We start from the raw sequence: 20050 nt of genomic DNA, 5'->3' as shown, positions 1-20050 counted from the left end.
CCGGTGAAACAATCCCCGCATGGCGGAAATCATCCAGAAGGACGGCACCTGGGCCTTCGTCGGCGACGCGCTCAGGCTGACCCCGGGCCGGGACAGGAACACCGGTCTGCTGCGCAGCACGCTGGGTGAATTCGTCGTACCGCTGGGAGCGTTGGCCGGGGTCTCGTTCGAGCAGGGGAAGAAGTCCGGGCGGCTGAGGCTGCGGCTGCGCGACGGCGCCGACCCGCTGCTGCACGCCACCGGCGGCCGGCTCGCCGAGCCGCACGACCCCTATCAGCTGACCGTGGAGTCCGACCGGTACGGCGTCGCCGAGTACTTCGCGGACGAGGTCCGCAACACTCTGCTGCTGGACGGGGTTTCGCCGGACCCGGTCGCCGAGTACCTGCTGCCGGGGCCGTCCGTGCCGCTGTCCGCCTCGGCCGGGGACGGCACGGCGGGCTTCGACGGCGAGCAGGTGCGGCTGGAGTGGAACTGGAAGACGGAGGACGCGAAGGCCGCCACCGGGCCCCGCACGATCCCGCTCGGCGAGATCACGGCCGTGGAGTGGCAGCCTGCGGCGGGCCTGGAGAACGGCCATCTGCGCTTCACCGTGCGCGGCGCGCCCGCCACCGCACCGGCGAAGTACGACCCCAACGCCGTCGAGCTGTGGGGCTTCAAGCGGGACCCGCTGATGGCCCTGGTCGCGGCCGCCGTGCAGGCCCGGCTGCCGCACCCGTCGGCGCCGCCCGCCGAGACGGACGTACACCCCGAGCCGCCGCGGCTCACGAAGGCGTCCCCCGCGGAGGACGACCACGACGCGCTGCTGCGGCGGCTGCGCGAGCTGGGCGAGCTGCACCGCTCGGGAGTGCTGACGGACGAGGAGTTCGCCCTGGCCAAGCAGGCGGTCCTGCGACGCATGTAGCGGACCGCCTGCTCCCGGAGACGTCACGCCCTGCCTTCCGGGCGTGGGCGTGGACCTACTTGGCCCGGCGCGCCACCGTGAAGTGGTCGATCCGGTCACCGGTCTCGGCGATGCCCTGGACCTTCAGGGTGGTGTAGCGGCCCTTCGACGCGGGGGTGACGTCCACGCGCAGGAAGGAGTAGTTCAGGTAGCGGACGCGCGACCAGGTGACGGTCTCGGGCTGCCGGGCTCCGTCCTTGAGGCAGATGAACGAGGACACGGAGTCGACCTCGTTCTCGTTCCCCTCGTAGGAGTCCGGGGCCGTGAAGGCGTACAGGCTGCGGCCCGCCGCACCGGCGGTGACGTAGACCACGCCCTCGGTCTCGGGGTAGGCGGTGCCGCCGATGGGCAGCTTCTTGGTGACCTCGCCGCCCTTGATGACGTCGGTGCGCTCGTACTGGTGGTTGTGGCCGTTGATGACCAGGTCCACCTGGTACTTGTCGAACAGCGGCACCCACTCCTGGCGCACGCCCCCCTCCGAGGCGTGCGCCTTGGACGTGCAGTACGCGCAGTGGTGGAAGAACACGATGACGAAGTCGATGTCGTCGCAGGCCCGGAACTTCTTCAGCTGGGCCTCGAACCACTTGGTCTGGGTTCCACCAGAAATGCCCAGGTTCGCCGGGATCTCGAAGGAGATGTCGTTGGGGTCCAGCGAGATGATCGCCGTGTTGCCGTAGACGAAGGAGTAGACGCCCGGGAGGTTCTCCGGGTCCGGGCCGTTGTCCGGGAGGGTCCAGCGGGCTTCCTCGCCGCCGTAACCGTTGGGCGAGTACCAGGCCTCCATGTCGTGGTTTCCGTAGGAGACCATCCACGGGATCTGCTTGGCGACCGACTCGGTCTGGTACAGGAACTGGTCCCAGGTGCGCGAGTCGTACCCGGTGTCGGTGGTCTTGCCCGCGCCGGACGGGTCACCGTAGGCGATGTCGCCGGCGTGCAGGTGGAAGGCCGGGTTCTGGCCGAGGATCAGGCTGTCGTTGGCCAGGGCGTGGTAGCTGACGCCCTGGTCGCCGAAGGCGGTGAAGGTGAACGGCTCGCTGCGGGCGGGGGCGGTGGTGAAGGTGCCCAGGGTGCCCAGCAGGTGCCGCTCGGCCGGGTCGAAGCCGTCGTGGCCGACGCCGTAGTAGTACGTCCTGCCGGGGCGCAGGTGGGCGAGCTGGGCGTGCAGGTAGTACTGCGTGTGGTCGCCGCTCGCGCCGACACCGGCCGGGGTGTAGAGGCTGCGGACCTCGGCCTCGATCTTGCGGGAGAGGTCCCAGGGGCTGGCGCCGATGCGGATGAAGGGGTTCTTGACGGCGACCGGGACCTGCCAGGAGACGGTCATCTCGGTGCGCGGGTCGCCACCGAAGGCGAGGTGGCGACCGAAGGGGGCGACGAGGGCACCGTCGACCTCCTCGGTGGCGGAGGCGGTGCGCTGGGTCGGTACGGCGGCCTGGGCGGTGCCGCCCGGTATGAACGCGCCGCCCGTGACGGCGCCCAGAGTGACGGCACCGCCTCTGATCATGGTGCGCCGCGAGAATCTGGCGCGCAGGTACTCATGCTGCTCGGCCATGCTCATGCGCTCGGCCAGCTTCTCGGGTACTCCCATACGAGGAATGTCCATGGCGTCTGAAACTCGTGGGTCCGGGCGACGCAGCACAAGACGCAGGATGGACAGCTTGCGAACAGAGCCCCATAAGAGTTTCAACAGACGCTTGCCCGGAATCGGGCACGATTCTTGCGAAACTCGCGCTGGTGGCCCAGGATCTACCGGGTGCACGAGGAACTTGTCGATCATCTGACGCGGTCCACGCCCCTGAACCGGGGCGAGGCGCTGCGGGTGATACAGGACGTGCTCGCCTACTTCGACGAGACGACGCAGGACTACGTCCGTCGCCGCCACCGAGAACTGCAGGTCCAGGGCCTGCAGAACACGGAGATCTTCGAACGGATCGAGGCGGACCTGAAATACCGGGCGGTCGCACCGCCGGAGCTGACGCTCCGGCAGCTGCGCCGCATGGTCTACGGCTGAGAACCAGCCAGGAACCACGGACTGAGGAATACCTATATATGTGCGGAATTGTCGGATACATCGGGAAGCGTGACGTGGCGCCCCTGCTCCTGGAGGGCCTGCAGCGCCTGGAGTACCGCGGCTACGACTCCGCGGGCATCGTCGTCACCTCCCCGAAGACGGCCGGCCTGAAGATGGTCAAGGCCAAGGGCCGGGTGCGCGACCTGGAGGCCAAGGTCCCCGCGCGTTTCAAGGGCACCACCGGTATCGCCCACACCCGCTGGGCCACCCACGGCGCCCCCTCCGACGTCAACGCCCACCCGCACATGTCGGCCGACCAGAAGGTCGCCGTCGTGCACAACGGCATCATCGACAACGCCTCCGACCTGCGCCGCAAGCTGGAGGCGGACGGTGTCGAGTTCCTCTCCGAGACCGACACCGAGGTGCTCGTCCACCTGATCGCCCGCTCGCAGGCCGAGAAGCTGGAGGACAAGGTCCGCGAGACCCTCCGGGTCGTCGAGGGCACCTACGGCATCGCGGTCATGCACGCCGACTTCTCCGACCGCATCGTGGTGGCCCGCAACGGCTCCCCGGTCGTCCTCGGCATCGGTGAGAAGGAGATGTTCGTCGCATCGGACATCGCCGCCCTGGTCGCCCACACCCGGCAGATAGTGACGCTGGACGACGGCGAGATGGCCACCCTCAAGGCCGACGACTTCCGCACCTACACCACCGAGGGCACCCGTACGACGGCCGAGCCGACCACCGTGGAGTGGGAGGCGGCCTCCTACGACATGGGCGGCCACGACACGTACATGCACAAGGAGATCCACGAGCAGGCCGAGGCCGTGGACCGCGTGCTGCGCGGCCGCATCGACGACCGCTTCTCCACCGTGCACCTCGGCGGCCTGAACCTGGACGCCCGCGAGGCACGCAAGATCCGCCGCGTGAAGATCCTCGGCTGCGGCACCTCGTACCACGCGGGCATGATCGGCGCCCAGATGATCGAGGAGCTGGCCCGCATCCCCGCCGACGCCGAGCCGGCTTCCGAGTTCCGCTACCGCAACGCGGTCGTGGACCCCGACACCCTCTACGTCGCGGTCTCCCAGTCCGGTGAGACGTACGACGTCCTCGCCGCCGTCCAGGAGCTGAAGCGCAAGGGCGCCCGGGTGCTCGGCGTGGTCAACGTGGTCGGGTCCGCGATCGCCCGCGAGGCCGACGGCGGCATCTACGTGCACGCCGGCCCCGAGGTCTGCGTGGTCTCCACGAAGTGCTTCACCAACACCACGGTCGCCTTCGCCCTGCTCGCCCTGCACCTCGGCCGCACCCGTGACCTCTCGGTCCGCGACGGCAAGCGGATCATCGACGGCCTGCGCAGGCTGCCGGGTCAGATCTCCGAGATCCTGGAGCAGGAGGAGGAGATCCGGAAGCTGGCGGAGCAGTACGCCGACGCCCGCTCGATGCTCTTCATCGGCCGCGTCCGGGGCTACCCGGTGGCCCGCGAGGCCTCCCTGAAGCTCAAGGAGGTCTCCTACATCCACGCCGAGGCCTACCCCGCCTCCGAGCTGAAGCACGGCCCGCTGGCCCTCATCGAGCCCGCCCTGCCCACGGTGGCGATCGTCCCCGACGACGACCTCCTGGAGAAGAACCGCGCGGCCCTGGAGGAGATCAAGGCCCGCAGCGGCAAGATCCTCGCGGTGGCCCACCAGCGCCAGGAGAAGGCCGACGAGACGATCGTCGTCCCGAAGAACGAGGACGAGCTGGACCCGATCCTCATGGGCATCCCGCTCCAGCTGCTGTCGTACCACACGGCAAAGGTCCTCGGGCGAGACATCGACAAGCCGAGGAACCTCGCGAAGTCAGTAACGGTCGAGTAACTCCCTGAGGGGCGCGGGGAACTGCGCGAGCAACCCCCACTCACCCGCACAGGCGCGAACAACAGAACGGACCCCCACGTGTGCCACCCATCACGTGGGGGTCCTTTCAGTGCCGCTGCGGATCAGCCGGTGGCCGTCACCCCCCGGCGGGCGGCACGCCCGGGAAGCGCCGTCGGCCAGTGGGCCAGCGCTGCCGTCGCCGCGTACCAGGCGACCGCGCCGGAGACCGCGGCCACCCAGCCGCCGACCTTCGCGAGAGAGGAGCTGTCGGCGAAGGCCGCGACGGCGAGCACCAGCATCGCCAGGAACAGCAGCCCGTGCATGACCTGACCCAGGGTGTCCCCGCCCGCGAGGGTCAGGGTGAGCGCCACGAGGGCGAACAGCAGCAGGAAGAGGCCGGCCGCGTTGGCCGACATCTGACCCGCGACGGCCCAGGTGAACCAGAGCGCGCCGAGGGCGACGAAGCCGGTGCCGGAGGCGCTGTCACCGGCACGGAAGGCCAGGAGACCGACGAGGAAGAGGGCGACGCCGCCCAGGTAATGAGCCAGTGACACGGCGTCGGATGCCCCCACGCCGTCGATCACGCCGGTGGTACCGAGCCCGAACGCCAACAGGGTGACACCCAGGGCGAGTCGGCCGACCACGGTGGTGTTTCCGCTTCCCGCGGAGACGTCGTTGTCCACGGCGGGCTCCCTTCATGCATGTGCAGTTGCGCGGTGACCGGTATATGCCCTTCACAAGGGCACAAACACCTCTACGCGCGAGTAGTTTCGCGCTGTACCAAGGGAGTTGACAGAGTGTCGGAAGGTCAGGGAATGACGATGACGGGCCGCTGCGCACGCTTGGCGAGCCGGCCGGCCACGGAGCCGAAGATCCGGCCCACGATGCCGTGCGTCGAGCCGACCACGATCGCGTCGGCCTCGTACTCCCGCCCCACCTCTTCGAGCTCGTGGCAGATGTCACCGCCGCGCTCGACCAGGATCCAGGGCACCTCGGCCAGATAGTCCGCGCAGGCCAGTTCCAGACCCAGCACCTCGGTGCGGTGGTCCGGCACGTCGACGAAGACGGGCGGCTCGCAGCCGGCCCACACCGTGGTGGGCAGCCGGTTGGCCACATGGACGATGATCAGGCCCGAGCCGGAGCGGTGGGCCATGCCGATGGCGTAGGCGAGGGCGCGCTCGCTGGACGTCGAGCCGTCGAAGCCGACGACCACACCGTGCTTGAAGGCGGGGTCGCAGGAAGGGCTTGACTCTTCCGCCGCGAGGGGATCGGCCGCCGTGGGATCGGCGACGGGCCGCTTGCGGTCCGCGGGTTCGAAGAATTCGTGACCGGCCATGGCTGTCTCGGCGTTGTGATCCTTTGTGGGTGGGGGGTGACATCGGGTGGCGGAGCTGTGTCCGGGATTCGTCTTCCCAACCCCATACCCCCAAGGGTACGGCGGCACGCCTCCTCTGCCCAGATCCCGCACACGCTCCGTAAGCAGCCCCCCGGTGTCCGTAGGGGTTCCCCGGAGCATGCACGAGCAGCGCCCGTAACGCAATGGTTGCTGCCCCGTACAGGCGGTTTGCACAGGATTCCCGGAACGACGGCCGGTGACCGACCGATCGAACAGGCGTTGAACCCGGAGAGTCACCGCCACAGGGAGTACGAGATGTCCGGACCCCGCTCCACCTCCGACCCGCACCCCGCCCCGGACACCACGAGCGACGTGATCCGCTGGGCCGCCTTCAGCTGCGTCCTCGTACCCGTGATCCTCCTCTGGTACGGCACCTCGCTCGCCGGCGCCGCCGGCACCGCCCTCGGCCTCGCCGCCGTCACGGCCGCCTGCCGCGTCCTGCTGCGGTGGTCCGAGCGTTGCACCACGCAAAGAGGCGGACGTCACACCAAGCAGAAGACACCGGTCGACTGACCGGTTTTTGCGCCTCTGAACGCCTCTTTTCGGCCAACTTCTGGGTACCGCCCCGAGGGGGTCCCACCTACCCCCCAACCCCCGTTCCACCTGCACGGAAAGGGTCTGGGCGGACCCGCGCACCCTACGCGGTTTGGCCACTGCGACAAGGCGCACTTCCCTGCACGGCCCACGAGTGCAACCCTTCGTGATCGAATGCTTCACGCCAAGTTGTCATGTCGACAATGTGCGGCGTGTCTAACCGGCCACCGTGAGACCGCGGTAGCCAGTAGATTCGATCTTGACTGTCTTACGGCGGGGGACTCGTGCAGGACCGAGGGGAAACGTGCAGGAGCGACACAACCGAGGAGCCGCGACCACCGAGGGGGGCTTAGCAGGATGAGCCACGACTCCACTGCCGCACCGGAAGCCGCGGCCCGGAAACTTTCCGGGCGACGCCGCAAGGAGATCGTCGCGGTGCTGCTGTTCAGCGGCGGCCCCATCTTCGAGAGTTCCATTCCGCTGTCGGTGTTCGGGATCGACCGCCAGGACGCCGGCGTGCCGCGCTACCGACTGCTGGTGAGCGCCGGCGAGGAAGGCCCACTGCGGACCACAGGGGGCCTGGAACTCACCGCACCGCATGGGCTCGAGGCGATCTCACGCGCAGGGACGGTCGTCGTACCGGCCTGGCGCTCGATCACCTCACCGCCGCCGGAGGAAGCGCTCGACGCGCTGCGCCGTGCGCATGAGGAGGGTGCCCGTATCGTCGGGCTGTGCACCGGGGCGTTCGTCCTGGCCGCGGCCGGACTGCTGGACGGCCGCCCGGCGACCACACACTGGATGTACGCACCGACGCTGGCCAAGCGCTATCCGTCGGTGCATGTGGATCCGCGCGAACTGTTCGTCGACGACGGAGACGTACTGACCTCCGCCGGTACGGCCGCGGGGATCGACCTGTGTCTGCACATCGTGCGGACCGACCACGGCAACGAGGCGGCCGGCGCGCTGGCCCGCCGGCTGGTGGTCCCGCCGCGCCGCAGCGGCGGTCAGGAGCGCTATCTCGACAGGTCTTTACCCGAGGAGATCGGCGCCGACCCGCTCGCCGAGGTCGTCGCCTGGGCGCTGGAACACCTCCACGAGCAGTTCGACGTGGAGACACTGGCGGCACGCGCCTACATGAGCCGCCGTACGTTCGACCGCCGGTTCCGCTCGCTCACCGGCAGCGCACCGCTGCAGTGGCTGATCACCCAGCGGGTGCTGCAGGCGCAGCGGCTGTTGGAGACGTCGGACTACTCGGTGGACGAGGTGGCGGGCCGCTGCGGCTTCCGCTCACCGGTCGCGCTGCGCGGGCACTTCCGCCGCCAGCTCGGCTCGTCCCCCGCCGCCTACCGGGCCGCCTACCGCGCCCGGCGGCCGCAGGGCGAGCGGCACGGTGACACCGAGCCGCCGATGACCCCGTCCGGCCCGACGGGCGCACCCGTCGGCCTGCCCGGCCACGGCCCGATGGGCGCACCGCCCGCCGTGCTGCACCCGGAGCGGGAGAGCGCGGTGCCGATGCAGACCCGGCGCCAGACCGCGGGCGCGGTGAGCCTGCTGCCGGGGCCGCGCACCGGCCACTGAACGAGGCGCACACAGACAGAGGGGGGCGGGCACACACCCGCCCCTCTCCGTCTTGCTGTGTCCCGGCCCCGGGGCGGCAGCCCCCGGCGAGTCCCGCACCGACACGGGGCATCCCAAAAGCGGACGTCAGCTTTAGGGTGGTCGCATGAACGATCGCATGGTGTGGATCGACTGCGAGATGACCGGCCTCTCGCTGTCCGACGACGCTCTCATCGAGGTGGCCGCCCTCGTCACCGACTCCGAGCTGAACGTACTGGGCGAGGGGGTGGACATCGTCATCCGTCCGCCGGACTCGGCTCTGGAGACGATGCCGGAGGTGGTGCGTCAGATGCACACCGCGTCCGGCCTCCTCGACGAGCTGGCCGGGGGCACGACGCTGGCCGACGCCGAGGAGCAGGTGCTGGCGTATGTACGGCAGTGGGTGAAGGAGCCCGGCAAGGCCCCGCTGTGCGGCAACTCCGTCGGCACCGACCGCGGCTTCCTGCTGCGGGACATGCCGACCCTGGAGGACTACCTCCACTACCGGATCGTGGATGTCTCCAGCATCAAGGAGCTGGCCCGCCGCTGGTACCCGCGGGCGTACTTCAACAGCCCGGAGAAGAACGGCAACCACCGCGCCCTCGCCGACATCCGCGAGTCGATCGCCGAGCTGCGCTACTACCGCGAGGCCGTCTTCGTCCCGCAGCCCGGCCCGGACTCCGACACCGCCAGGACGATCGCCGCCAAGCACGTCCTGCCCGCGCAGTAGGACCGTCTGGGAAGCCCCCGCGAAAACCTGTGCGCGAGCACCCCCTCGGACCCTGTAGACTTCTTCTCGGCCGGTCGGGGAAACCACCAAGTCAACGACTGGTCATGGTGGGTGTAGCTCAGCTGGTAGAGCACCTGGTTGTGGTCCAGGATGCCGCGGGTTCGAGTCCCGTCACTCACCCTGAGTAATCAGCCGGTGACTCCGTCGCAAGACGGGTCACCGGCTGATTCGTTTTCCGGTGCCTGCTGCCCCCCCTGGGGGGGGCAGCCCCGCACCGTGACGTGCGTCACGACGACGCCCGCACCACCAGATCCGTCGGCAGCACCGCATGCCGCCGCTCCAGCCCCCGGGACACGGCCGGGCGACGGTCGGCTATCTCCGTGAGCAGCAGGTCGATCATCGCGCGGCCCATCTCCTCGATGGGCTGGCGCACACTGGTCAGCGGCGGGTCCATGTGGCGGGCGATGGCCGAGTCGTCGTAACCGACCAGCGCCACGTCGTCCGGGATCCGGCGGCCCGCCTCGCGCAGCACCTGGCGGGCACCCGCCGCCATGACGTCGGAGCCGGCGAAGACCGCGTCCAGGTCGGAGTAGCGCTCCAGCAGCGTGGTCATCGCCCGCCGACCGCCCTCCTCGGTGAAGTCCCCCGGCTCGACGAGGAGTTCGTCCACCTCCCGGCCCGCGTCCCGCAGGGCGTCGCGGTAGCCGTCGACGCGACGCTGGGCGCCGTAGACGTCGAGGCGGCCGGTGATGTGGGCGATCCTGCGGCGGCCCCGGGAGAGCAGGTGCTCCACGGCCGAGCGGCCACCGCCGTAGTTGTCCGAGTCCACCGAGGTGAGCGTCTCCTTGGCCGAGCGCGGTCCGCTGATCACCGCCGGGATCTCCAACTGGGCGAGCAGGTCGGGCAGCGGGTCGTCGGCGTGCACCGAGACCAGCAGCACCCCGTCCACCCGGTGGGCCGCCAGATACTGCGCGAGACGCTGCCGCTCCCGGTCGCTGCCCGCGAAGATCAGCAGCAGCTGCATCTCCGTCTCGGACAGCTCGCTGCCGACACCGCGCAGCATGTCCGAGAAGTACGGCTCCGCGAAGAACCGGGTCTCCGGCTCGGGGACGACCAGCGCGATGGCGTCCGTGCGGTTGGCCGCGAGGGCGCGGGCCGCCGTGTTGGGCACGTAGCCGAGTTCGGCGACCGCCGCCTCGACCGCCGCCCGGGTCGCCTCACTGACCCGGGGCGAGCCGTTGATCACCCGTGAGACCGTGCCCCGGCCGACCCCGGCCCGGGCGGCCACCTCCTCGAGCGTGGGCCGCCCCCCGCTCCGGCCCCGCGCTCCGTGGCTTGCCATGGGCTCCGCCTCCCTCGCACCAACATCCGGCTGGCTGGAATCTAACAGTCCTGGCCAGAGCGGCGAGCGGCACCGGACCTCCGGGGAAGGCCAGTTAACGCTCAGATAACTGAACACATCACTCGGCGTCCGGTCCCTTGACACCCCGCCCCGAACCGACGACTCTTCAACACATCACTGGTGGGAGCGCTCCCACAGTACCTGACACATACACGTCCCGCACGTTCCCCGCCCGAGCCGCAGCGAGTAAGAACGGGCCCAACCATGCAGTTGGCCGGGGGGTCGGCACGTCAGGCAACAGGAGGACGCAATGCGCACGAGCATCCGCCGGTCCCGCAGGCTGGGGGCCTTCGTGGCCGTCGCCGCGCTGACCACAGGGCTGTTGGCCGGCTGCGCCAACGACTCGGACGACGGCTCGTCGAACGCGGACGGCGGCAACGGCAGTGGCAAGGGCAAGATCACGCTGACCATCGGGACCTTCGGCGTCTTCGGCTACAAGCAGGCCGGCCTCTACGACGAGTACATGAAGCTCCACCCGAACATCAACATCAAGGAGAACGTCACCACCCGTACCGACGTGTACTGGCCGAAGGTGCTCACCCGCCTCCAGGCCGGCGCCGGCACCGACGACATCCAGGCCATCGAGGTCGGCAACATCACCGAGGCCGTCCAGACCCAGGGGAACAAGTTCGTCGACCTCGGCAAGGAGGTCGACAAGTCGCAGTGGCTGGACTGGAAGAACGCCCAGGCCACCACCAAGGACGGCAAGCTCATCGGGCTCGGGACCGACATCGGGCCGATGGCCATCTGCTACCGGAAGGACCTCTTCCAGAAGGCGGGGCTGCCGACCGACCGGACCAAGCTCGCCGAGCTGTGGAAGGGCGACTGGAGCAAGTACGTCGACGTCGGCAAGCAGTACATGAAGAAGGCGCCCAAGGGCACCAAGTTCGTGGACTCGGCCTCCTCCGTCTACAACGCGGCGGTGGGCGGTGCCAGCGAGCGGTACTACGACAAGGACGGCAACCCCGTCTGGGACAAGTCCGAGGGCGTGAAGAAGTCCTGGGACGCCGCCATGAGCGTCGCGACCAGCAACATGTCGGCGAAGCTGAAGCAGTTCGACCCGACGTGGGACCAGGGCTTCGCCAACGGCACCTTCGCCTCCATCGCCTGCCCGGCCTGGATGATCGGCTACATCGAGCAGAAGTCCGGTGACTCCGGCAAGGGCAAGTGGGACGTGGCGGCGGCGCCGGCGGCCTCCAACTGGGGCGGCTCCTTCCTCGGCGTGCCGACCGCGACCAAGCACCAGAAGGAGGCCGTCGCGCTGGCGAAGTGGCTGACCGCGCCCGAGCAGCAGGCGAAGGTCTTCGCCAAGCAGGCCAGCTTCCCGTCGAGCCCGTCGGTGTACCCGACCCTGAAGCCGCAGGCCGACACCACGGCGTACTTCTCCGGCGCGCCGATCACCCAGATCTTCTCCGACTCGGCGAAGACCATCCCCGCGCAGCCCCTCGGCGCCAAGGACAAGCCGATCGACAACGCGATCAGCGACATCGGCATCCTCCAGGTCGAGCAGAAGGGCAAGTCCCCCGCCGAGGGCTGGGACGCCGCGTCCAAGGAGATCAAGGACGTGCTCGGCCAGTGACCAGCTCCAAGCAGGCTCTCGCGCACCCCGCGTCGAGCGCCGAGGCCGCGCCCGGCACCCCGCCGGGCGCGGCCCGGGGCGCTCACGGTCGCGGTACGCCGGCGGGCACCGACTCCTGGCGCAGCCGGCTGTACCGCTGGGACATGAAGGCGTCGCCGTACGCGTTCGTCGCCCCCTTCTTCGTCCTGTTCGGGGCCTTCACACTGGTCCCGCTGCTCTACACGGCCTGGTACTCGCTGCACAACGTCCAGCTGTCGACGCTGGACCACCAGACCTGGGCGGGCCTGGACAACTACCAGAACCTGTTGTCCTCGGACTTCTTCTGGAACGCCCTGAAGAACACGGTCACCATCGGTCTGATCTCCACGGTTCCGCAGCTGCTGGCCGCGCTCGGCCTCGCCCACCTGCTGAACTACAGGCTGCGCGGCTCGACCGTGTGGCGGGTCGTGATGCTGACCCCGTACGCCACCTCGGTGGCCGCCGCGACCCTGGTGTTCACGCTGCTGTACTCGTGGGACGGCGGCATGATCAACTGGATCCTCCACTTCGTCGGGGTCGATCCCGTCAACTGGCGTGAGTCCGACTGGGGTTCGCAGTTCGCGGTGTCGACGATCGTGATCTGGCGGTGGACCGGTTACAACGCGCTGATCTATCTGGCCGCGATGCAGGCGATCCCGACGGATCTGTACGAGTCGGCGGCGCTCGACGGCGCCAACCGCTGGCAGCAGTTCCGGCATGTGACGATCCCGCAGCTGCGGCCCACGATCCTGTTCACGATCGTCGTCTCCACCATCGGCGCGACCCAGCTCTTCGGTGAGGTCCTGCTGTTCGGCGGGGTCAGCGGGTCCAAGGGCGGCTCCGAGCACCAGTACCAGACGCTCGGTCTGTACATGTACGACCAGGGCTGGATCATCGGCAACCTCGGCAAGGCGTCCGCGATCGCCTGGTCGATGTTCCTGATCCTGCTGATCGTCGCCGCGGTCAATCTGCTGCTCACCCGACGGCTGAGGAAGTCCCAATGACGACCAGTGAACTGACGCTGCCCACGACGAAGGCGCCGAAGATGAAGCGTCGCCGGGGGATGGGCGCCGGCAAGCAGCTGCACGCGGGCCCGGTGACGTACATCGTCCTGACGATCTTCGCGCTGGCCTCGCTGGCCCCGCTGGTGTGGACGGCGATCGCGGCCTCGCGCACCGACCGGCGGCTCGCCCAGACTCCGCCGCCGCTGTGGTTCGGCGGCAACCTGTTCAAGAACATGCAGGCCGCCTGGGACCAGGCGGGGCTCGGCACGGCGATGTTCAACTCGGTGATCGTGGCGGGCACGATCACGGTGAGCACGGTGCTGTTCGCCACGCTGGCCGGCTTCGCCTTCGCCAAGCTGCGGTTCCGGTTCTCCGGCCTGCTGTTGCTGCTGACCATCGGCACGATGATGATCCCGCCGCAGCTGGCCGTCGTACCGCTGTACCTGTGGATGGCGGACTTCGGCTGGTCGAACCAGCTGCAGACGGTGGTCCTGCCGAGCCTGGTGACGGCGTTCGGCACGTTCTTCATGCGGCAGTACCTGGTGCAGGCGCTGCCGTCGGAGCTGATCGAGGCGGCCCGGGTGGACGGGGCGAGCAGCATCCGGATCGTGTGGCACGTGGTGTTCCCGGCCGCCCGGCCCGCGATGGCCGTGCTCGGCCTGCTGACCTTCGTGTTCGCGTGGAACGACTTCCTGTGGCCGATCATCGCCCTGAACCAGCAGAACCCGACCGTGCAGGTGGCCCTGAACTCGCTCGGCACCGGCTATGTCCCGGACCAGGCGGTGATCATGGCAGGTGCGCTGCTCGGCACGCTGCCGCTGCTGATCGCCTTCCTGCTGTTCGGCAAGCAGATCGTGGGCGGGATCATGCAGGGCGCGATCAAGGGCTGAACCCGCCTCCCCCGAGGGGGCCGGGCCACCGCCGCCCCGGCCCCCTTCCTCTTCCTCCCTGCTCTCCTCCCTCTCTCCACCCCACTCGTCTCGTCGGTCTTCCACGACCTCAATGGGAGCGCTTCCATGCCTGAACCCGTTACGTCCGTGACTTTCCCTCCCGCCTTTCTCTGGGGCGCCGCGACCTCCGCTTACCAGATCGAGGGGGCGGTGCGGGAGGGCGGCCGCACCCCCTCGATCTGGGACACCTTCAGCCATACGCCGGGCAGGACGGCCGGCGGCGAGACCGGTGACATCGCCGTCGACCACTACCACCGCTACCGCGACGACGTGGCGCTCATGGCGGAGCTGGGCCTGAACGCGTACCGCTTCTCCGTCTCCTGGTCCCGGGTGCAGCCGACCGGGCGGGGGCCGGCGGTCCAGGTGGGCCTGGACTTCTACCGCCGGCTGGTGGACGAGCTGCTGGCCGCCGGGATCAAGCCGGCGCTCACGCTCTACCACTGGGACCTGCCGCAGGAGCTGGAGGACGCGGGCGGCTGGCCGGAGCGGGACACCGCGCTCCGGTTCGCCGAGTACGCGCAGCTGGTCGGCGAGGCGCTGGGCGACCGGGTGGAGCACTGGATCACCCTCAACGAGCCCTGGTGCAGCGCCTTCCTGGGCTACGGCTCCGGCGTGCACGCCCCGGGCCGTACCGATCCGGCCGCCTCCTTGCGCGCGGCCCACCACCTCAACCTGGCCCACGGCCTGGGCGCGACGGCCCTGCGCTCGGTGATGCCGGCCCGCAACCAGATCGCCGTCAGCCTCAACTCCTCGGTGGTACGGCCCCTTTCGCAGGACCCGGCCGACCTGGCGGCGGCCCGCCGCATCGACGACCTGGCCAACGGGATCTTCCACGGCCCGATGCTGCACGGGGCCTACCCCGAGACCCTGTTCTCCTCGACCGCCTCGGTCACCGACTGGTCGTACGTCCTCGACGGCGACGTCAGCGCGATCAACGTGCCGCTGGACGCGCTCGGCCTGAACTACTACACGCCGACCCTGGTCTCGGCGGCCCCCGACAAGGTCCGGGGCCCGCGGGCGGACGGCCACGGCGCCAGCGAGCACTCCCCCTGGCCGGCCGCGGACGACGTGCTGTTCCACCAGACCCCGGGCGAGCGCACCGAGATGGGCTGGACGATCGACCCGACGGGCCTGCACGAGCTGATCATGCGGTACACGCGGGAGGCGCCGGGGCTGCCGCTGTACGTGACGGAGAACGGCGCGGCCTACGACGACAAGCCCGACCCGGACGGCCGGGTGCACGACCCCGAGCGCATCGCCTACCTGCACGGCCACCTCTCGGCGGTCCGCCGCGCCCTGACCGACGGCGCGGACGTGCGCGGCTACTACCTGTGGTCCCTGCTGGACAACTTCGAGTGGGCGTACGGCTACGACAAGCGGTTCGGCGCGGTGTACGTGGACTACGCGACGCTGGAGCGGACGCCGAAGTCGAGTGCGCGGTGGTACGGCGAGGCGGCCCGGACGGGGGCGCTGCCGGCGGTGCAGGCCCACTAGCGGGAAGAGGCGCGGCGCCCCTCCCCGGGGTGCCGCGCCTCGCCGGTCAGGAGCCGAACAGCTCGGTCATCTCGGTGAGCTTGCCGTCGCCGCCCACGGCCACGTCGAAGAAGTTCTCGCCGTAGCAGTCGCTGGTGTCGGCCTTGGCGGTGGCGGTGTCCTGCTCGGTGCCGTTGACGCAGACACGGATGTGCTGGAGGCCACCGCCCGCGGCGGTCATCTTCGCCGGGCCGCTCTTCTTCACGTGCAGGACCGTGATCGGGGTGTCTCCGGACTCGACGGTGTACTCGTGCTCCTTGCCGGTCGCCTGGTAGAAGGCGCCCTCGGTGGAGCTGCAGTGCTGCACGGCGTCCTTGGTGGTGAGGGTGTTCATGGCGCCGGAGACGCTCTCGACCAGGACGTACTTGTGGCCCTTGGCGAGGGTCGGGCAGCCCCGCTTGGCGTCGCCCTTGGCGGAGGGGCTCGCGGAGGCCGAAGGGCTCGCGGTGCCGTCGGCCTCGGCGGTGGTGTCGGTGGGCTGACAGGCGGTCAGGGTGAGCGCGGCACAGCCCAGGACGGCGGCGACCAGGGCATGGCGGATGGACGGCATTGTTCCCCCGAAGTGGTACGGCCCGGGCAGCAACGGCCCGGGTGATGGCATGTCGAACGGGCCGTGCGTCACTGTGCGGACGGCGGCCGGCCCGGGCCGAAGATCGACCCGGGCCGGAACTATATAGGCATGATCATGCCGAGTTGGCGCAGAACTCGCGGCGCCCCGCGCGTCACTTGAAGGCGCCGAACGCCTTCGAGAACGCGAACTTGTCCTGGGTGATCGAGCTGCACGTGGCGTCGGCGGTGGGCTTGGCGCCGCCGTCGCACTGCTTGTCGCGGGCCGCGGACCACATGGAGAGCCAGCCGAGGCCCTTGGACTTGGCGAAATTCACCAGCTGGGTGGCGTCGTCGACCTTGAAGACCTCGGAGGAGACGTCGTTGACGCCGATCATCGGGGTGACCGCGACCGCCTTCCAGGCGGCGGAGTCGGACAGCCCCAGCACGCTCTTGACCTGGGCCTGGGTGGCGGTGGCAGCCTGTTCGGCCAGGTCGCCCATGTCGCCGCTGAACGAGGGGCCGTAGTCCATCGCCATGATGTTGACGGTGCCGATCTTCACACCGTTGGACTTGGCGTCGGACAGGAGGTTCACGCCGTCCTGGGTGAGGCCCTGCGGCAGCACCGGAAGGGTGTAGGAGACGTCCAGGCCCGGGTGCTGGGCCTGGAGCTTGGCTATGGCCTGGGCGCGGCGGGTGTTGGCGGCCGCGTTGGGGAGCGCACCGCCCTCGACGTCGAAGTCGACCTTGGTCAGCTTGAAGGCGTCGACGACCTTGCCGTAGGCCGCGGCGAGCGCGTCCGCGGAGGAGCAGGTGGTGGCCAGCTCCGAGCCGGAGGCGCCGCCGAAGGAGACCCGGACGTCACCGCCCTTGGCGCGCAGGGAGCCGATCTGCGCGGCCACGCCGTCGCTGGTGACGTCCGTGACACCGCCCCACTTGGGGGTGCAGCCGCCGCCGTCGGTGATGAAGGCGAGGTTGAAGTTCTTCACGCCGGTCGCGTCGGCCGCGGCGAGCAGGTCGAAGGCCGGGTAGAGGGAGGTGTCGACGTAGGGCGCGAAACCGGCGGAGGCGGTGGTGCCGCTGCCGGTGCTGCCGGTCGGCGTGGGCGTCGCACTCTGGGTGGGGGTGGCGCTCTGGGTCGGGGTCGCGCTCTGGGTGGGGGTCGGGGTCGGGGTCGCCGACTGGGTCTGGGTCGGGCGGCCGCTCGGCTCGGGGGTCGCGCCGCCGTCCGCGGAACAGCTCGCGTTGTCGATACGGCAACCGGTGGGATCCCCGGCGCCGTTGACCACGAAGCCGACGGTGACCGACTTGCCGGGCGCGAGGCCCTCGGTGTCCCACTTGGCCGGCTTCACGGTGACGTGCTGACCGCTCACGCTCGACTCGCCGTTCCACAGCGAGCTGAGCTTCGCGCCCGCGGGGAGGTCGAACTCCAGCGTCCAGGTCTTCTCCGCCTGGCCACTGTTGTTGGTGACGACGTACTGCGCGGTGTAGCCCGTCGACCAGTCGCTGGTCTTGGTGTACGCGGCGTTCACGCCGGCCGCGTTCGCCGTGCCGGTCAGCAGGACCGCGCCGCCACCGACCACGGCCGCTGCCACCAGGCCGCCGATCGCCTTGTTCCTGCCACTGATCCTGCGCCGGTGCGTGCTCATGCGCGTGCCTGCCTTCGCTGTTCACGGGGGTGAGGTGCGGCAGCACGCTAGCGGGCGAGAATCGGACAAACGGCTTGATAAGGGCGGCCGTTGGGGAACTTATGGTGCGCTTAAGGAAGGGATCGGGGACGGTTAAAGGTCGAGACCAATTTGCCCGATCGGCGTCTCCGCACCGCCCCGCGGTGCCCCCTGCCTCCCGGCTTGCGCCCGTCCAGCTGGAACCAGATCCGCACCTCGGTGCCGCCCAGCACCGAGGAGCCGATACGGACGTCGCCGCCGGTGGCCTCCGCGAGCCGGCGCACGATGTCGAGGCCGAGGCCGGTCGAGCCCGCGCTGCCGGAGCCGCGGCCGCGGGCCATCGCCGCCTCGGGGTCGGGTATGCCGGGGCCCGCGTCGGAGACCAGCACGATCACCGCGTCCCCGCCGTTGTGCACGTCGACCGCGAAGGCGGTGCCCTCGGCGGTGTGCCGGAAGACGTTGCCGAGCAGCGCGTCCAGCGCGGCCGCCAGGTCGGCGCGGGCCACGGGTATGCGCACCGGCCGCTCCACTCCGGCCAGCCGCCACTTGCGGCCCTCGTCCTCGGCGAGCGCGGACCAGAACTCCATCCGCTCGCGGACCACTTCGGCCGCGTCGCACCCGGCGCCGGGCCCGGCCGCCGCGGTCTGCGGCTTGGCCTCCCGGGCCGTACGAATGATGGCGTCGACCTCCCGCTCCAGCTGGGCGACGGCGGTCCGGGTCTGCTCGGCGGCCGGACCGCCGCCGAGGGAAGCCGCGTTCAGCCGGAGCACGGTCAGCGGGGTGCGCAGCCGGTGCGAGAGGTCGGCCGCCAGCTCGCGTTCGTTCGCCAGGAGTTGGACGACCTGGTCGGCCATGGAGTTGAACGCGACGGCCGCGAGCCTCAGTTCGTTCGGGCCCTCCTCGGGCACCCGGGCGCCCAGCTGGCCCTCGCCCAGCTCGTGCGCCCCCTCGACCAGTCGCTGCGCGGGCCGGACCATGCGCACCCCGAGCCGGTCGGCGACCGCGACCGAGCCGACGATCAGCGCGAGGCCGACGCCGGCGAGCACCGCCCAGGCCGTGCCGACGCCGTTGCTCACCTCGGACTCGGGGACGTACACCTCGACGACCGCGATCGCGGTCGAGCTGAGCGCGACCGGCTGCAGCAGCGTGGAGCCGCCGGTGACCGAGGCGGTGGAGGCGCGGCCCAGCTTCCGTACGGCCTCGATGTCCCGGTGGGCGGCGCGCTGCCGGCCGAGGTCGAGCGCGGCCCGGCCGTCGGCGGCGGGCAGGTGCACCGCCACCCCGGAGTCGGCTCCGGCGGAGGCCACCACCCGCTCCAGCTTGTCCCGGTCGGTGGTGATGGACAGGGCGGGGGCGACCGCGGCGGCCTCGCGCTCGGCGTTGGAGAAGGCGCGGTCGCGGGCCATCTCCTTGACGACGAGACCGAGCGGCACGGCGAAGGCGACCACGACCATCGTGGTGACCGCCAGGCACACCTTGACCAGGGCCCATCTCATCGCGGCGGCTCCCCTTCCCCGTCGGTGAGCACGGGCGGCTCCAGCTTCACGCCGACCCCCCGCAGGGTGTGCAGATAACGCGGCCGGGCGGCCGTCTCCCCCAACTTCCGGCGCAGCCAGGACAGGTGGACGTCGATGGTCTGGTCGTCGCCGTAGGACTGCTGCCAGACCTCGGCGAGCAGCTCCTTGCGCGCCACGACGACACCGGGGCGGCCGGCGAGGAAGGCGAGCAGGTCGAACTCGCGGCGGGTCAGGTCGAGCCGGACACCGTCCAGTTCGGCCTGACGGCGCAGCGGGTCGACGGTCAGCCCGCCGACCCGGATGACGGGCGAGGGCTGGGCCTCCCCGCCGCCGGAGCGGGCCCGGCGCAGCACGGCCGCGATCCGCGCGGACAGGTGCTCGACCGAGAACGGCTTGGTCAGGTAGTCGTCCGCCCCGGCGTTGAGCAGTCGGACGACCTCTGCCTCGTCGTCCCGCGCGGTGGCGATGATGACGGGCACGTCGGTGATCCCGCGCAGCATCTTCAGGGCCTCGGAGCCGTCCAGGTCGGGCAGTCCGAGGTCCAGGATGACCACGTCGAAACGGAGATGGGCGACCTCGCGCAGCGCCTCCAGTGCCGTACCGACGCTGCGCACGGTGTGCGAGGCGTCGGTCAGATGCCGGATGAGCGCCGAGCGTACGAACTGGTCGTCCTCGACCACGAGCACACTTGCCATGCGCCGCACCGTACGCCATACGGCCCATGCCGGTCGGAGCCTGTGGATAACTCGGGACGAGTGCGCACGGCCGTACCCC

General features: G+C 70.2%; 18 protein-coding genes and 1 tRNA gene. 11 read left to right on the top strand and 8 right to left on the bottom strand.

All coding sequences use genetic code 11. The features are described from left to right. Positions 1-19 precede the first annotated feature (19 nt). A complete protein-coding gene (locus ACIF83_RS01245; protein WP_399722653.1) occupies positions 20-901 on the top strand; it encodes a DUF4429 domain-containing protein in 882 nt (293 codons plus the stop codon). Positions 902-956: 55 nt separating this feature from the next. Here the strand turns inward: ACIF83_RS01245 and ACIF83_RS01240 are convergent, their stop codons facing one another. After that, on the bottom strand, positions 957-2525 hold the full coding sequence (locus ACIF83_RS01240) for a purple acid phosphatase family protein (protein ID WP_399722651.1): 1569 nt from the start codon (positions 2523-2525) through the stop codon (positions 957-959). Positions 2526-2690: 165 nt separating this feature from the next. Between ACIF83_RS01240 and ACIF83_RS01235 the strand changes: the two genes are divergently transcribed. Continuing rightward, complete coding sequence (locus tag ACIF83_RS01235) at positions 2691-2948, top strand: hypothetical protein (protein ID WP_145878051.1); 258 nt, start codon at positions 2691-2693, stop codon at positions 2946-2948. A gap of 38 nt (positions 2949-2986) precedes the next feature. Beyond that, the gene (gene glmS, locus ACIF83_RS01230; protein WP_393464254.1) at positions 2987-4804 is read left to right on the top strand and encodes a glutamine--fructose-6-phosphate transaminase (isomerizing); all 1818 of its coding nucleotides are present in this window, start codon (positions 2987-2989) and stop codon (positions 4802-4804) included. A 122-nt stretch (positions 4805-4926) separates the two neighbouring features. On the opposite strand, the gene ACIF83_RS01225 is transcribed toward glmS, so the two are convergent. Further along, complete coding sequence (locus tag ACIF83_RS01225) at positions 4927-5487, bottom strand: GPR1/FUN34/YaaH family transporter (RefSeq protein WP_393464251.1); 561 nt, start codon at positions 5485-5487, stop codon at positions 4927-4929. Positions 5488-5612: 125 nt separating this feature from the next. After that, positions 5613-6140 (bottom strand): universal stress protein, encoded by a 528-nt coding sequence (locus ACIF83_RS01220; RefSeq protein ID WP_393464248.1) that lies wholly within the window; start codon positions 6138-6140, stop codon positions 5613-5615. A gap of 315 nt (positions 6141-6455) precedes the next feature. Here ACIF83_RS01220 and ACIF83_RS01215 point away from each other — a divergent pair, with 315 nt between their 5' ends. The 4 genes from ACIF83_RS01215 (at position 6456) to ACIF83_RS01200 (ending at position 9240) form a co-directional block, all read left to right on the top strand. Continuing rightward, on the top strand, positions 6456-6713 hold the full coding sequence (locus ACIF83_RS01215) for a hypothetical protein (protein WP_399722647.1): 258 nt from the start codon (positions 6456-6458) through the stop codon (positions 6711-6713). A 378-nt stretch (positions 6714-7091) separates the two neighbouring features. Next, complete coding sequence (locus ACIF83_RS01210) at positions 7092-8312, top strand: helix-turn-helix domain-containing protein (protein WP_393464243.1); 1221 nt, start codon at positions 7092-7094, stop codon at positions 8310-8312. Between the two features lie 145 nt (positions 8313-8457). Further along, positions 8458-9060 carry an oligoribonuclease gene (gene orn / locus ACIF83_RS01205; RefSeq protein ID WP_145878042.1) on the top strand — a complete coding sequence of 201 codons (603 nt, stop codon included), beginning with the start codon at positions 8458-8460 and terminating at the stop codon, positions 9058-9060. Positions 9061-9167: 107 nt separating this feature from the next. Beyond that, positions 9168-9240, top strand: a tRNA-His gene (locus ACIF83_RS01200). Positions 9241-9346: 106 nt separating this feature from the next. Here the strand turns inward: ACIF83_RS01200 and ACIF83_RS01195 are convergent. Continuing rightward, positions 9347-10402: a LacI family DNA-binding transcriptional regulator gene (locus tag ACIF83_RS01195; RefSeq protein WP_393464240.1), complete on the bottom strand. Its 1056-nt coding sequence runs from the start codon at positions 10400-10402 to the stop codon at positions 9347-9349. Positions 10403-10712: 310 nt separating this feature from the next. Here ACIF83_RS01195 and ACIF83_RS01190 point away from each other — a divergent pair, with 310 nt between their 5' ends. The 4 genes from ACIF83_RS01190 to ACIF83_RS01175 all read left to right on the top strand — a co-directional run bounded on the left by ACIF83_RS01190 (position 10713) and on the right by ACIF83_RS01175 (position 15507). After that, positions 10713-12041, top strand: a complete 1329-nt coding sequence (locus ACIF83_RS01190) for an ABC transporter substrate-binding protein (RefSeq protein ID WP_393464237.1) — start codon at positions 10713-10715, stop codon at positions 12039-12041. Next, positions 12038-13063, top strand: a complete 1026-nt coding sequence (locus tag ACIF83_RS01185) for a carbohydrate ABC transporter permease (protein ID WP_393464234.1) — start codon at positions 12038-12040, stop codon at positions 13061-13063. Before ACIF83_RS01190 ends, ACIF83_RS01185 begins: the two co-directional genes overlap by 4 nt. Further along, positions 13060-13953, top strand: a complete 894-nt coding sequence (locus ACIF83_RS01180; RefSeq protein ID WP_399722644.1) for a carbohydrate ABC transporter permease — start codon at positions 13060-13062, stop codon at positions 13951-13953. Before ACIF83_RS01185 ends, ACIF83_RS01180 begins: the two co-directional genes overlap by 4 nt. A gap of 126 nt (positions 13954-14079) precedes the next feature. Beyond that, positions 14080-15507, top strand: coding sequence for a GH1 family beta-glucosidase (locus ACIF83_RS01175; RefSeq protein WP_398138950.1), 1428 nt, complete (start codon positions 14080-14082; stop codon positions 15505-15507). 46 nt (positions 15508-15553) lie between these two features. Here the strand turns inward: ACIF83_RS01175 and ACIF83_RS01170 are convergent, their stop codons facing one another. The 4 genes from ACIF83_RS01170 to ACIF83_RS01155 all read right to left on the bottom strand — a co-directional run bounded on the left by ACIF83_RS01170 (position 15554) and on the right by ACIF83_RS01155 (position 19971). After that, on the bottom strand, positions 15554-16096 hold the full coding sequence (locus ACIF83_RS01170; RefSeq protein WP_393464225.1) for a hypothetical protein: 543 nt from the start codon (positions 16094-16096) through the stop codon (positions 15554-15556). 172 nt (positions 16097-16268) lie between these two features. Then, positions 16269-17741, bottom strand: a complete 1473-nt coding sequence (locus ACIF83_RS01165) for a cellulose binding domain-containing protein (protein WP_399722641.1) — start codon at positions 17739-17741, stop codon at positions 16269-16271. A gap of 110 nt (positions 17742-17851) precedes the next feature. After that, entirely contained in the window at positions 17852-19255 is a 1404-nt protein-coding gene (locus ACIF83_RS01160; RefSeq protein ID WP_393464219.1) for a sensor histidine kinase, read from the bottom strand. Beyond that, positions 19252-19971 carry a response regulator transcription factor gene (locus ACIF83_RS01155; protein WP_393464216.1) on the bottom strand — a complete coding sequence of 240 codons (720 nt, stop codon included), beginning with the start codon at positions 19969-19971 and terminating at the stop codon, positions 19252-19254. Before ACIF83_RS01155 ends, ACIF83_RS01160 begins: the two co-directional genes overlap by 4 nt. Positions 19972-20050 lie beyond the last annotated feature (79 nt).

The organism is Streptomyces sp. NPDC085866, from assembly GCF_044541035.1.
Lineage (GTDB): Bacteria > Actinomycetota > Actinomycetes > Streptomycetales > Streptomycetaceae > Streptomyces.
Note: the sequence above shows the minus strand (reverse complement) of the source record. Positions and strands in the feature narration are given on the sequence as shown.